The following is a 12,406-nucleotide window of genomic DNA, read 5'->3' as shown; positions in this document are numbered from 1 at the left end:
CTAAAATACTTCCTTAATCTTGACAGTGTCAAAATACACCTCTATCTTGACACTGTCCAGATAAGATCAATAACAGGAAACTCGTCATGACTCACTCGCTCTATCCACATCTATTCAGTCCGCTAGATCTTGGTTTCACCCAATTAAAAAACCGCGTGTTAATGGGCTCAATGCATCTAGGTCTAGAAGAGGCCCCACACGGATTTGAGCGCATGGCGGCCTTTTATGCCGAGCGAGTCCGTGGTGGCGTTGGCCTGATTGTCACCGGCGGTATTGCGCCCAATAGCGAAGGGGTTGTTCACAGTGGATCCGCACAGCTTTCAAATCCTGACGATGTTGAGAAGCACCGCATCATTACGCACGCCGTTCACCAAGAAGGAGGCAAAATATGCATGCAAATACTGCACACTGGACGCTATGCCTATAGCCCAAAACTGGTCGCACCATCTGCCCTTCAAGCCCCCATCAACCCATTTACACCCAAAGCCTTAACCAGCGAAGATGTGGAAAAGCAAATCCAAGACTTCGAGCGCTGTGCGCTACTTGCACAAACAGCCGGCTACGATGGCGTGGAAATTATGGGATCTGAAGGTTATCTGATCAACCAATTCATCGCCCAACGCACCAATCAACGTGACGACGCATGGGGTGGCGACTATCAGCAACGCATCCGTTTCCCGATCGAAATCGTTCGACGTGTTCGTCAAGCCGTCGGCTCGAATTTTATCATTATTTATCGACTATCGATGCTAGATCTTGTTGAAGGCGGCAGCAGTCACGATGAAATCGTCGAACTCGGACAAGCCGTGGAGAACGCGGGCGCGACACTTATTAATACAGGCATCGGCTGGCATGAAGCTCGCATTCCAACCATCGCAACGAAAGTTCCGCGTGCGGCGTTTACTTGGGCGACCGCACAGATTCGCAAATCCTTGTCTATCCCGGTAATCACCTCCAACCGAATCAATATGCCCGATGTCGCCGAGGCGGTGCTGGCAAGAGGGGATGCTGACATGGTCTCCATGGCTCGCCCCTTTCTTGCCGACCCTGAGTTTATCAACAAAGCCGCTGAAGGAAGAGCCGATGAGATCAACACATGCATAGGCTGCAACCAGGCCTGTCTTGATCATATCTTTGCAGGCAAATTGACAAGCTGCTTAGTCAATCCCAGAGCCTGCCATGAAACTGAAATCATAATTACACCTACGCTCAAGCCTAAAAAGCTAGCAGTGATTGGTGCAGGGCCTGCTGGCTTGGCATTTTCGATCACAGCAGCCAAACGTGGTCATTCCGTGACACTCTTTGATGCAGCGTCCGAGATAGGTGGGCAATTCAACATTGCAAAACGCATTCCCGGCAAAGAAGAGTTTTACGAAACGCTGCGTTACTTTAAGCGCCAACTTGAGCTCACCTCTGTCGATCTACAACTTAACACACAGGTGAGTGCAAGCCTGCTCAATGACTCTGACTTTGATGAAGTCATTCTGGCCACTGGGATACAGCCGCGGACGCCTGATATTCAAGGCATTGACCATCCAACCGTCCTTAGCTATCTCGATGTGATGCAAGGCGCCAAGGTGGGCCAACGGGTCGCCATCATTGGCGCTGGAGGCATCGGCTTTGACCTAGCGGAATACCTGATACACCAGGGCGAGTCCAGCAGTCTTAATATTCCACAGTACATGCAAGAATGGGGCGTAGACATGTCTATGCAAGCCAGAGGCTCTGTGGAAAATGTGACGCCCGTTTTTCATCCCGCCGCACGAGACGTCTTTCTATTGCAGAGAAAAGCCTCCAAGGTGGGTGCCCAACTGGGTAAAACCACAGGATGGGCACACAGAGCAGGTCTCAGCAAACGAGGCGTCAAAATGCTCAATGCCTGTGAATATCAGCGCATTGATGATCAAGGACTGCATTTGACGGTGAAAGGCGAAGCTATGTGTCTTGAGGTCGATCACATCGTCATTTGTGCTGGCCAGGAACCCAATCGCACGTTGGTTGAACACCTCTCTGACAAACCGGTCCATTTAATTGGAGGAGCCGATAAAGCGAATGAACTGGATGCGAAACGTGCCATCGATCAAGGAACACGGCTGGCAATACAACTCTAAACGATCAACACTTTTTGACCATGGGTAGCGATCCAGTGGCTCTATCGTTATGATTAACGTCCTGTTCAATCTTGAGATAGAGCTATGAATCTGGCGCTGCCTAGCGAAGTCAAAACGCAGCTTGTATTTTTACTGGCTGAAGTTCGCACACAACTGCAAAACCTGATGACCCTTGTTGAGACTCCATCGACGGCGCTGATGAAGTCAATTACGGAGCGCAGTGGTCATAGTTATAACCTAAAGCAGCGTGTTCATGCGCGCTGTCTGAAGGCTTTTCAAGAAAAACAGTCACTGGATGCTCAGTCGTTGAAGGCGGCAGGCGATATTGCCGATGAATTAGAGCGCATTGCCAGCCTATGCCGAGACGCCGCTCGTGAGCTTCAACAGCTGAACACCCATAAAATGCTAACCAAGCATAAATATTCTAAACAACTGGAGCGCATCGAGACCGCGCTTAAACAAGTTGAAGGGATTCTCAGCTCCAATGACACGCAAGATGCCTTACGCATCGGACAAGTCAAACAAAAACTCGCACACTTCTATAAAAAGACACTCAATGCTCATCTTAAGGCCTTAAAACGAAAGAAAGAGACAGAGTCCTTAATTAGCAGCTTGTTTCTCGCACGCTATTTCTTAGAGATGGGAGAATCTCTCGTCAATATTAGCGAGTCTCTGATTGCTGTGCTCTTGGGGCAACCCATGAACATGAAGCAATTTTTATCCTTACAAGCCATGGTCTCTACACTGGGACATCAGGCGTGGGACAGCTTATCACTGGAAACCATCGCTGAAACGCGGTCTGGCAGCGCCATTTCGGCAATCACCAATGAAGAAGATGATCATTTTATTGGTGTACTCAAGGAAGGAGAGTTACGGAAAGTTCAAGAAGAGCGCAGAGGCTTACAACGCTGGAACTCTCTTTTCCCGGGCATCGCCCCGCAGATTTTGTCGCACCATCACCAAGGTAGCTCGGGTGCGCTCATCATTGAGCACTTACCTGGCAAAACCTTAGAACAAATGCTCCTTCAGGATAGTGCAGAAGAGCTTAAACGCGGATTAGAAAAAATGAGTCAGATGTTACCGCGTATCTGGGTATCCACACGCCGAAAAGAAAAGGCCTTTCCTTTGTTTATTCAGCAACTCAAAAAGCGCTTACCGGCTATTTTGAACATACATTCAAGCTTTAATGAGCAACTCAAGGCACACACGCCTTTCAGCCTCAAAGCACTCCTTTCAAAAGCCGAACAGATTGATAATCAGCTCTCTTGCCCTTTTTCAGTCTATATTCATGGCGATTTCAATCTGGACAACATTTTGTACGACGATACGCACAAACAAATTCGATTTATTGACCTACATCGTTCAAGACACATGGATTACGTTCAAGACGTCACGGTATTTATTGTCTCCGCGTTGCGTTTGCCTTTATTTGATGAAATGTCAAAAGTGCGTGTAAATGAGACGGCGGCTTCGATGTTTTCAATTGCACAGCAGTTTGCTCAGGAGCAAAATGATCCGACGTTTGAAGTGCGCATGGCTCTAGGCCTTGCCCGTAGCCTCATCACCTCAACTCGTTTTATTCTTGATGCAACTCACGCAAACTATCTGTTTGATAAAGGTATTGTTCTACTCAACCATATCGTTCAACACGATGGTACACCGCTCCATCAGTACCGTTTACCTTTCAAGGATGTACTTCATGAGCAGTCTTAAAATTGGAGTCGTCGGCATCCCTGGCAAATGGTCGACCGAAGTCCTCGCCAACGAAATTGAAAAACGAACGGGTTTTCGGTTAGTCATTGAACTGGCAAAGCTCGAACTGAATCTGACACAAGGTTGCGTCACCTTCGCAGGACACAATCTATGTGAACTCGATGGCATAATCATCAAGAAAATTGGCTCTGATTTTGGTCATGTTAGTATTGAGCGCTTGGAGCTTCTGCGGGTGGCTGAGGCATGTGGCGTTCGGGTATTCAGCAACGCAAACAGTTTAATTCGTCTATTGGATCGATTAACCTGTTCAGTGACCCTGCGTAACCATCAAATTCCCATGCCACAAACCTTAATTACGGAGTCCGTTGATAGCGCTCTTACGAAAATACTCGAATGGAACAGTGTTGTCATCAAGCCTTTATTTTCGACGAAAGCAAGAGGTATGCAGATACTGTGCGCGCAACAGTCGAAAGATGAGCTGATCCTTGAACTTAACCGCTACAAAGCCCGCCACCCCATTTTATATGTTCAGAAAAAAATCGAGTTAGGTGGACAAGACATGGCCCTGATTTTTCTAAAAGGCCAGTTCATCGGTGCCTATGCGCGGGTTGCAGCCCAGCACACGTGGAATACGACCATTCATAGCGGCGGTCATTATGCACCCTATACGCCGGACAACCAGACTCTGAGCATTGCCGAGCGTGCACAGTCTGCATTTAATCTAGACTTTGCAACCGTTGATATTGCCATGACGCCTGAGGGACCTGTTGTATTTGAAGTGTCCACACTGGGGGGCTTCAAAGGGGCTAAAATGGGGTGCGGAATAGATGTTGCCTCGATCTATGCCGACTATGCTATCCAAGAATTGAGTGCCTGATATGTTGCCTTGGCTTTCCCCCGCAGATCAGACCCGGTATTCACAACATGACCTGCCGGATTTAAGCCTACCTATACATATCGAACCTTGGCTAGATCCCAGTGCACAGGGACGTAACTGGCAAATTACGAACGCGTCTGCAACGCAAGATCGTCTGCGGCAATTATCAGATCCCACCCGCTGGGGCTGGCCAAAAAAACCGCTCTTCTTTTTCACCGATTTGCATGCTGACCCAACGGCGTTTACTGCCTCGTTAATCGCCAGTGGCCTCATGACCCCCTTTGGAGCAACAAACAGCTCACTAGGACTCACACTGCCATCGGATGCGTTTGAGATAGTCATTGGCGGTGACTGCTTTGATAAGGGGCCGTCTAATTTAGGTGTGCTGCGCCTACTCAAAACATTGCTCGATCAAAACCTGAAACTGACACTACTGGCGGGTAATCATGACCTGCGTATGCTGCTTGCCATGCGCAGTATTCTCGAATCACACCCGGCTAGCCGTTATTTATTAATCCGGCTGGGGCGCAAAGTTATTCCGTTTTTTCAGGAGCTCTTAAACGAATACACACTGTCTGCCGACGTCTTGCAGACCCTACCCGATGAAGCCAGCTGCCAAGCACGCTTACTACCAAACGCCACCACCTCAGACGTGTTCAAAAAAGCGACCCAATCCTTCATGACCGAGCAACAGACGGCTCGGGAACTGGAGCGCCTTGCGTATCGAGCCGATGCGTTCAAACGCTATGCCAAAGATGCTCAATTAAGCTTTCGTGATATATATGCAGCTATTTATCTCTGGAGGGAGGCATTTTTGTCGCCAGAGGGCGAGTTTTTTTGGTTTTTCGAACAGCAACAGTTAGGCTACCAAGTGGGCAGTTTCTTATTTTTACATGCAGGTTGCGATGATGAAATGGCCAATTTTTTGGCTGAGCATTCGTGCAAGCAACTGAATCAAACCTATCAGATGGCACTGGACGGAGACCCTTTGCGCCTCTACTTTGGCGCATTAGGCAATATGATACGCACAAAATACCGTTCGATGGACCCAGTGCTCACTCCCTTGGGCGCTAACGCACTGGATCAGGCGGGTATCACTGCTCTGGTGCATGGCCATCGAAACCTACACCATGGACAGCGCATTAGCCTGCGCAGCAACGTCCTGCATTTTGAATGCGACACCACGATCAACCACCCCTCAAGAACAGCAGAGTCACTTAAGGGACAAGGCGCGGGAGTGACGGTCATTCATCCCGAAGGTTATGTTCTCGGCATCAGCTCCGACTACCCCGCCTGCAAGCACTTTGATCTCAGCAGTCTTAGCACCTTTGCTTCTGTGCTTAGCACACGCACTACCACTGGCAGTTCGTAATCACGTACAAAGTGCGTAATTGATCAATTAATTCTTGGCTCAATAACTCAAGATGCTGCAGCACTCGAAGTCGTACGTCTTCTTCGCTTGAGACAGCCCCATAGAAGAGCTCATGACTGACTTGCTCAATACGTGCGTATAAAGGTTCAATATTCATAAACTCAGGCTGTTGGCAGACCTGCTGTAAATGGCCTTTCTTCACCCAGTGGCCAGGATGCTCTAAAAAGTAAAATGCGGGAGGTTCCGACACCGTGCCCCTCACATATTTGTGAACGTCACGTAACCAACCTCTAAACTCCACTTCAGCATATATTAAGGCTAAGTTGTCACGGTTAACTGGAAAGTTCTGGCAGGCATTCCAACTCGGGAATGAATGCCATGAACACCGCCACTCCTCAAACGCAGGCGCCGGTATTGGACGCGAAATTCCATAGCCCTGACCTATGTCACAGCCCAAACGCAGAAGGAGTTCACCATGCTCTTCCGACTCGACCCCCTCGGCAATGACACTGCGCTGAAAGGCCGTGGCCAAGCTGATGACACCTTGCACTAACGTCGTATCACCGACATCCCATAACATGTCACGAACAAAGCTTTGATCAATTTTAAGTGCCGAAGCAGGTAAGCGACGTAAGTAACTTAAGGATGAATAGCCTGTTCCGAAGTCATCTAACGAAAACTGAACACCCAGCCGGGTAATCTTTTCCATCACCTGTGACACTTTTTCAACATCGTCCAAAGCGGCCGTTTCAAGCACTTCCAATTCCAATAGGCGAACGTCCACATCGGAATAATTCGCTACTAGGGTTTGGAAACGATCAAAAAAGTCATCTTGTTGCAAGTCAAGCGCCGCAATATTCACGCTTAGGGTCAACTCAACGTTTTGTGACTTCCAGAAAGATAGCTGCTTGAATGCAGCTTCAAGTACCCAATGATCCAATTTCATAATCAAGGGTGTATTTTCAATGACAGGCAAAAATGCTCCGGGGGCCAGGACGCCGTGTTCTGGATGATTCCAACGAATAAGCGCCTCTGCCCCTAGGACATCTCCAGTGCGCATATTCACTTTCGGCTGATAATACAGCTCCATTTCGTCCTGATCGATGGCCTGCTCAATACGCGCTAAGTATTCTAGTTGTGAATCATTTTGCTCGCTTTCTTGCGTATCGAAAATGTGGTAACAGTCCTTACCCATCGCTTTCGCACGATACATGGCCTGATCGGCATGGCGGACTAAACGATCCGCATCTGCTGAATCATCAGGATACACCGTCACACCCAAGCTTGCGGTGATATTGAGCAGATGCCCAGACAAATTCATCGGTTTACGAATCGCCGACAACAAACGCTCTAACACCATGCGACACTCTTCCATGCTGCCCACATTGGTGAGAACAATGACAAACTCATCCCCACCTAAACGAGCCAAGATATCGCCCGTCCTTAAGGACTTTTTCAGACGCAGAGATGTCTCTATGAGCAGCTGATTGCCCTGATCTGTACCATACTCATCATTAATAGTCTTAAATCGATCTAAATCGAGGTACACAATCGCTAAGAGTTTATCTTTTTTACAAGACTGCAAAGCCAGTTCAAGTTGATCTGTCAGCAGATAGCGATTGGGTAAGCCCGTGACCGCATCGTAATAGATGGCATGTTCTAACTGTATTTGGTGGCTTTTTTGACGGGTAATGTCTTTTTCATGCATCAAAAAAACAGTTTTACGCGCCTTTATATCGAAAGAGAGTTTCAACCCAACTTGGTGCCATATCTGATTCGACACTTGGAGGTCAACCGCTTTGATATCCGCTCCCGATGCTTTCAATTGAGTGTATAAACTTTCACCCTGCGCACTGTGTAGGAAGTACTCTGAAAGACGTGTTTTTCCCGCATGCACACGTTCAGCATGCTTATTCCGAGACAGAACAACGCCTTGATCATCAAACACCGTTAGCATGTGATCACTGGCTATGTCACTTAACGCGCACACTTCAACTAACTCAGCCAATTGACCGTTTTTTAATGTGATTTGTTTGCAATGACAATTTACATTAACGGGCTCATTGTGCGCATAAAACACCCAAGACTCATAACGTGGAAACTTTTCGCCGTAAATAGACAGCAATCCTTGAGAGGGATCCTTATAGGTTAAGCGTCTTAATGCGTCTATGCTTTTCTCATTCCAAAGAGTAAGCGCCGCTGTATTCGCCCAAATTATATATGTCCTCTGCTGATCAAACACCCAAATGGGCGTTTCCAGCTCTCTGGGATCAAAGCAAAACGATGCTTCTCTCAACAACTCGCTCACAGGTCTCTTCCAAATTTTGATTGAGGCAATTTAACATCCCTAAGTACTTATTATTGTAGCCAGTTCGTAAATTAATGCTATTATCTGATTATGAATGTATTCAAACCTCGATGTTGAGAAGGGCTATGCAGTATTCTGACAATTCACAACAAGCTGCCGAGTATCTACGGCAAGCCGTCCCCCTTATGGTTAAATACAAAATACCGCCGCATCCGCTCAACTATGCACTTTGGTATACCTATGTTACACATAAACTTCCTCGACTCAACCAAGAATTAGATCAAACGATCCAGAAATACGGCACATGCCCAGCTGGACTCGAAACAAAGCTGTTTCGCAGCCACTTGATCAGTCAAGAGTTAGGCGAAACAGAAAAACTTCAAGCCGCGTTGATTTCCGTTGCAACGGGCCTCAACCATTCAGCAGAGTTGGCCGTCGCCTCTACCCATGATTTCACTCAGCTGTTGCAAGAAAGCTTACATGCATTGCATGAAGCGGACGAAGCGCCTGCCCTTGAGAGCATCGCACAATCACTCTACAGTCATACCGTAAAAGTATCAGAAGCGACAAGCCACTTTCAACAACGGATTAGCGATGCTCAAAAAGAAATCAAACGTCTGCAAGACGAGTTAACTGCCACACGTCAAGATGTTTATACCGATGCGTTAACTCATCTCTACAACCGTCGCTTCTTTGATGAAACACTGACACGCGTTTGCAATTCGACCCCTAAGCCACTGTTGGCATTGATCATGCTCGACATCGACCACTTCAAGAAGCTCAATGACACCTATGGGCATATGCTCGGCGATAAAGTTCTTCAGTGTTTAGGCCAGATTATCAAAGATGAATGCCACGAAAGTGCGGATGGTGTGCGTTTTGGGGGAGAAGAGTTCGTTATTCTGATTTACGAACATAACCAAGAAAATGCGCTCGCATTGGCTGAACGCATTCGTCACAAAATTCAGGCCATCCGCGTGAAACACAAAGCGACAAACAGCACCATCAGCTCAATCACGGCCTCCTTTGGCATTACGCTGCAACAGGCGTTTGATGTTCCAGAACGGATGCTTGAACGAGTTGATCAGGCCCTCTATCAAGCGAAAAATACGGGTAGAAACAAGGTTGTTTGCATTTAACACTTGCGCATTGTGACTCGACGCATGGATTAAAACAGATCAACTGCACCGGACATGGGTTGAGTTGCAATGGCATGCAGATACGCTTGTTCACGCTCAAGAATCGTCGTATTGTGCAAGGATCGAATTTTTTTCAGCATCACCCTCCCTGTTTTTGGAAAAAAATACACTTTTCTGGGGTAGGTATCCAATACATCCTGTGCCACCACGGGAATGGACTCACTGGCAAGATGGTCAAGAACAAACTGAACATTTCGATTGCCAACATTCACAAAGGTCATATTCTTGAGCACACGCCCACCCCCAAATACCTTGGCTTCTAAACGGTGTTTACGAGCACCAAGCTTGAGTAAATGATTGATCAACAGTTCCATTGCATAGACGCCATAACGTCCTGAAGGGGCAATCAATCGATTCTCATAGGGTGAATTGTCCTGCGGCAACAAAAAGTGATTAAGCCCTCCTATGCCCAAGTCCTTATCACGCAAACACACCGACACACACGAGCCCAGAACCGTGACAATCAGCGTCGAAGCGTTGGTGACATAATACTCACCGGGTAATACCTTAACCGCAGAAAGACCGAACTGACGATCAAAGTACGTGTTTGTTGCGCAGTGCTCAAAACCCGTTAAAGCCATGTCAGCACCCTATAGAGCGCAACGTAGCGGTTAAAACAAATCAATGTCGCCACTCTTCATGGAGCTCGCGGATACGGGATTCGATTTACGCTGACGTCGCTCTTCTTTAAAGGCGAAAAGGCTCTTTTCCAACGCAGTATCATCCAAATTTTTCTTGTCATTTTTAAGGGCTGATGTCAAAAAGAGTAAATGTTTTTGCTCGTCAATCGTATGACGTAGGGTCTGACCGCTCATATCTTGAAATTGCATGGCACGCATGGCACTGAACACCGCGGCCATGAGATCTTGAGCGATCACGTCCATCTCTTGTGTAACACGTTCATCTGCATGAGCCTTATCCAGTAAGCGATCAATCGCCTGCTGCACTTCTTGTTTTGACTCCATAATGAAGGTCATGTCCTTTGAGGCTATTTTGCGAACATCTTCCACCAGCGTAATAATATCGGCATTCATCTGATTCAAGTTATCTTGGATACTCTTACTGAAGCTTGCTGACCGATTCGATAACGCTCGCACTTCATCCGCTACAACCGAAAAACCTCGACCGCTGTCACCGGCACGGGCCGCCTCAATGGCGGCGTTCAGGGCTAACAAATTGGTCTGTTTGGCAATGGTATCGATATCATTTAAGGTTTGCAGCAAAGCTGGCATACCATCCGACAGTGCCGACACTCGGTTCAGCATCTCCATCGAATCATCACTCATTTTTACGGTAATCTCGACAAAATGGTTCATCGTATCAAGTGTACTTTTGGCAAAATCACTCATGTGTGACTGCCTGATTGCTTTGACGAGTCACTGCCACTAATCAATAAACCGGAAACTAAGGATTGTTGCTTTTCGATTTGCTCTTTTAAGCTCACAAAAGACTGGGCAAGCGTGTTCAGTGCATCGTTTTCCATTTTATGCAGTGCATCAAGATCGCTTATACTTTCCATTACCACTTGTTCGATGCTTTCACCCATTTCCTGGAGACTATCGACCACTTCTTGATCATCATCGACACGATAGGGTTTGACGATATCCGGATTGGTTTGCTTCTGAGGAAAAAGAACATGGAGTGATAAGATCACAAGGGCTATCAGCACCCCGAGCACGGGATAGACCCACATTGAGACTAAGGCTCCCATACCCAATGCGGCTAGCCATACTAGAAGAAACCGTACACTCATAACACCGTCCTTTTTAAACCCGATTAATACGTTGCCCAACAGATTCAATGAGCGTTTCTGGAAGAGCATTTAAAGATAGCACCTGATTGACTGCACCGATGGCAATCGCTTCTTTTGGCATCCCGAATACAACGCAGCTTTTTTCATCCTGTGCAAAGGTCACAGCACCGCTGTCTTTCATTGCTTTCATGCCGATGGCACCGTCTTTTCCCATGCCTGTCAATATCACGCCTATCGCATTACCCCCTACCACCTTCGCCGCGGATAAGAATAACACATCCACAGAAGGTCGATGGCGATTGACTAAAGGCGCATCACTGAGTGATGTTAAATAATTAGCACCACTTCTAACGACTTCTAAATGCGCATTCCCCGGTGCAATGTAGACATGACCGGGCAGCACTCGCTGACGGTGTTCAGCCTCCTTCACACGCAACTGACATAATGTGTTTAAACGTTCTGCAAAGGTGCGCGTGAAATGCTCTGGCATATGCTGGGTAATCATAATGGCTGGCATATCTGGGGGCAGAGGCATTAGCAACGCCTTAATCGCCTCAGTACCACCAGTAGACGCACCCACAAATATGATTTTTTCAGTGGAACTCAACGGTAAAGATAAACGTTGCAGAGGTAATTTCGCTGTTTGCGCAAGAGTTCGAATGTTGGCTTTTGCACACATGCGTAGCTTGTCGGCAATCAAATCCGCATAGCTTTTTAAACCTGAAACGATATCCAATTTAGGCTTCGCAATAAAATCGACCGCACCTAATTCCAAGGCTCTCAAGGTCACATCGGACCCGTGTTCAGTTAAGGATGACACCATCAGGACAGGCATGGGCCGCAGTCGCATTAAGCGTTCGAGAAAATCCAAGCCATCCATCTTTGGCATTTCAACATCCAGCGTGAGGACATCCGGATTGTGGAGTTTAATCAACTCTCTTGCCACGAGTGGATCCGGAGCGGTTGCCACAACCGTCAGATCCTCATAACTGTTGATGATTTCTGTTAACAATTGTCGAATAAGCGCAGAATCATCAACGACCAATACTTTTATTTTGGTTTCTAATATCGCC

General features: G+C 47.3%; 10 protein-coding genes. 5 read left to right on the top strand and 5 right to left on the bottom strand.

From position 1 onward, the window contains the following. The first annotated feature begins 86 nt into the window (after window positions 1-86). From D791_RS15020 to D791_RS15005, 4 genes are all read left to right on the top strand, one after another. On the top strand, window positions 87-2,111 hold the full coding sequence (locus tag D791_RS15020) for an oxidoreductase (RefSeq protein WP_036513319.1): 2,025 nt from the start codon (window positions 87-89) through the stop codon (window positions 2,109-2,111). A gap of 84 nt (window positions 2,112-2,195) precedes the next feature. Further along, the gene (locus tag D791_RS15015; RefSeq protein ID WP_036513317.1) at window positions 2,196-3,824 is read left to right on the top strand and encodes a phosphotransferase; all 1,629 of its coding nucleotides are present in this window, start codon (window positions 2,196-2,198) and stop codon (window positions 3,822-3,824) included. Continuing rightward, complete coding sequence (locus D791_RS15010) at window positions 3,811-4,701, top strand: GAK system ATP-grasp enzyme (protein WP_036513315.1); 891 nt, start codon at window positions 3,811-3,813, stop codon at window positions 4,699-4,701. Before D791_RS15015 ends, D791_RS15010 begins: the two co-directional genes overlap by 14 nt. A gap of 1 nt (window position 4,702) precedes the next feature. Then, window positions 4,703-6,073, top strand: coding sequence for a metallophosphoesterase (locus D791_RS15005; RefSeq protein WP_051514593.1), 1,371 nt, complete (start codon window positions 4,703-4,705; stop codon window positions 6,071-6,073). Here D791_RS15005 and D791_RS15000 read toward each other — a convergent pair. Further along, the gene (locus D791_RS15000; protein WP_051514592.1) at window positions 6,054-8,381 is read right to left on the bottom strand and encodes a putative bifunctional diguanylate cyclase/phosphodiesterase; all 2,328 of its coding nucleotides are present in this window, start codon (window positions 8,379-8,381) and stop codon (window positions 6,054-6,056) included. The two genes, D791_RS15005 and D791_RS15000, sit on opposite strands and share 20 nt — an antisense overlap. A gap of 125 nt (window positions 8,382-8,506) precedes the next feature. Here D791_RS15000 and D791_RS14995 point away from each other — a divergent pair, with 125 nt between their 5' ends. Further along, window positions 8,507-9,520 (top strand): GGDEF domain-containing protein, encoded by a 1,014-nt coding sequence (locus tag D791_RS14995; protein ID WP_036513313.1) that lies wholly within the window; start codon window positions 8,507-8,509, stop codon window positions 9,518-9,520. 29 nt (window positions 9,521-9,549) lie between these two features. Here D791_RS14995 and cheD read toward each other — a convergent pair whose 3' ends face one another. Genes cheD through D791_RS14980 form a run of 4 tightly spaced genes read right to left on the bottom strand, consistent with a single transcriptional unit; the run spans window position 9,550 to window position 12,402 of the window. Continuing rightward, a complete protein-coding gene (gene cheD / locus D791_RS14990; protein ID WP_036513311.1) occupies window positions 9,550-10,161 on the bottom strand; it encodes a chemoreceptor glutamine deamidase CheD in 612 nt (203 codons plus the stop codon). Between the two features lie 30 nt (window positions 10,162-10,191). After that, a complete protein-coding gene (locus D791_RS14985; RefSeq protein ID WP_051514591.1) occupies window positions 10,192-10,929 on the bottom strand; it encodes a methyl-accepting chemotaxis protein in 738 nt (245 codons plus the stop codon). Beyond that, window positions 10,926-11,333: a hypothetical protein gene (locus tag D791_RS19225; protein WP_051514590.1), complete on the bottom strand. Its 408-nt coding sequence runs from the start codon at window positions 11,331-11,333 to the stop codon at window positions 10,926-10,928. The genes D791_RS14985 and D791_RS19225 overlap by 4 nt, the downstream gene beginning before the upstream one ends. 13 nt (window positions 11,334-11,346) lie before the next feature. Beyond that, complete coding sequence (locus tag D791_RS14980) at window positions 11,347-12,402, bottom strand: protein-glutamate methylesterase/protein-glutamine glutaminase (protein ID WP_272944858.1); 1,056 nt, start codon at window positions 12,400-12,402, stop codon at window positions 11,347-11,349. Between the last annotated feature and the right edge of the window lie 4 nt (window positions 12,403-12,406).

This window comes from Nitrincola nitratireducens (assembly GCF_000585235.1).
GTDB lineage: Bacteria > Pseudomonadota > Gammaproteobacteria > Pseudomonadales > Balneatricaceae > Nitrincola > Nitrincola alkalisediminis.
This window is presented reverse-complemented; position numbering and strand designations above follow the sequence as displayed.

Bases quoted from the DNA above. Each gene is read 5' to 3' on its own strand.
- D791_RS15020 (WP_036513319.1), top strand. From the start codon at position 87: ATGACTCACTCGCTCTATCCACATCTATTCAGTCCGCTAGATCTTGGT.
- D791_RS15015 (WP_036513317.1), top strand. From the start codon at position 2,196: ATGAATCTGGCGCTGCCTAGCGAAGTCAAAACGCAGCTTGTATTTTTA.
- D791_RS15010 (WP_036513315.1), top strand. From the start codon at position 3,811: ATGAGCAGTCTTAAAATTGGAGTCGTCGGCATCCCTGGCAAATGGTCG.
- D791_RS15005 (WP_051514593.1), top strand. From the start codon at position 4,703: ATGTTGCCTTGGCTTTCCCCCGCAGATCAGACCCGGTATTCACAACAT.
- D791_RS14995 (WP_036513313.1), top strand. From the start codon at position 8,507: ATGCAGTATTCTGACAATTCACAACAAGCTGCCGAGTATCTACGGCAA.
- cheD (WP_036513311.1), bottom strand. From the start codon at position 10,161: ATGGCTTTAACGGGTTTTGAGCACTGCGCAACAAACACGTACTTTGAT.
- D791_RS14985 (WP_051514591.1), bottom strand. From the start codon at position 10,929: ATGAGTGATTTTGCCAAAAGTACACTTGATACGATGAACCATTTTGTC.
- D791_RS19225 (WP_051514590.1), bottom strand. From the start codon at position 11,333: ATGAGTGTACGGTTTCTTCTAGTATGGCTAGCCGCATTGGGTATGGGA.